This window comes from Blastomonas sp. UPD001, from assembly GCF_003426715.1.
GTDB lineage: Bacteria > Pseudomonadota > Alphaproteobacteria > Sphingomonadales > Sphingomonadaceae > Blastomonas.
Genome location: NZ_QKVT01000010.1, coordinates 1 through 1,476, shown reverse-complemented (window position 1 = coordinate 1,476; position 1,476 = coordinate 1). Strand labels below are relative to the sequence as shown.

General features: G+C 70.8%; 1 pseudogene. It reads right to left on the bottom strand.

The window, feature by feature from the left end:
• Window positions 1–1,476 (bottom strand): annotated as a pseudogene (locus DM995_RS17735) (hypothetical protein); the annotation flags it as partial.

Below are 1,476 nucleotides of genomic sequence, written 5' to 3'. Positions count from 1 at the left end.
GGGGCTCAACGCCTGCGCGTCGGTGCCGACGGCGGTCGCATCGACCGCGCTCGCCACTGCGCTGTTGCCCACTGCGACGGAATCTTCCGCGCTCGCCCGCGCGCCGACGCCCACCTGCGTGCTGTCAACGCCCGTGCCGATGCCCGATCCCGGCGGCGCTGCCGCGACCGCGATCAGGTTGCCCGCGGAATCGATCGTCAGGAAGAATTGCTGGCCGGCAGGCACGATGCCCGCAAGCCCCGCGAAGCGATAGGTGTGGTTGGCCGCGCCGAACACGAACTGGTTGTTCGCGGTAGCAAGGGCTCCGTTGCCGATCGCGATCGAGTTGGTGAAGGCCCCGGTCGAAGCCAGATTGCCGATGGCGATCGAGAAATCGCCGCTGGCCGTCGCGCTCTTGCCGAGCGCGAGCGAGCGCACGCCGCCCGCTACCGCCTGGTGACCAACCGCCAGCGACAGTTCGCCCGTCGCCCGCGCCTGCCAGCCGAAGGTCTGCGATCCGCGGCCCGAAGCGACCGACTCGCCGCCCACCGCCGTGGCGTGGAAGCCCGAGGCATTGGCCTGATCGCCGATCGCCACCGAGTCCTCGTCACCCGCGCTGGCAAGGTTGCCGATGGCGACCGAGGTGCCGAGCGAGGCGGTGTTGGTGCTGTTGGTCGTCGCCTGGTTGCCGATCGCGACCGAATTGGTGGCAGACGCCACCGCGCTCTTGCCCACTGCGGTCGAGCGTACGCCGGTCGCCTGCGCCTGATGGCCGGCGGCCAGCGACAATTCGCCCGAGGCGACCGCCTGCCAGCCGAAACTTTGCGCGCCGCGACCCGAGGCGACCGATTCGCCGCCCACTGCCGTGGCATGGAAGCCGCTGGCATTGGCAAGATCGCCGATCGCCACCGCATCCTCGTCGGTGGCGCTCGCCTGGTTGCCAACCGCAACCGAGGTCAGCGCGGTCGCATTGGCCGCCTCACCCACCGCCAGCGAGCGCACGCCCGTGGCGTTGGCGAGGTGGCCCAGCGCATGCGCGCGCTCGGCATCGGCATTGGAGCGCCAGCCGAAGGCGGTCGCGCCGGGGCCAAAGGCATCCGCCTCGCCGCCGATCGCGACGGTCGAATTGCCGATCGCGCGCGCACCGGTTCCGGCATCATCGCCGCCGATGGCAAGCGCATCCACGCCTTCGGCCCGGGCATTGTCCCCCGCCGCGATCGCCGAAGCGCCCGTCGCGGTCGCGCCTGCCTGGGTGCTGTTCACCGCGAAATAGTTGAGACGGGCGCTATTGGCATTGGTCGAAGCGGCGACGGCGTTGAGCTGGCCGACATTGACCGCATCGGTGAGCGCGGTGCCCGCCGCGACATTGGTGATCGCCCGCTCAGCACCCGCTGCTCCCACCGAAACGGTGTTGGCGCGATCGGCCACCGAACCCGAACCCAGCGCGACCGAATTGGCGGCCGTGGCGCTCGCGGCATTGCCCAGCGCGGTGCTGGT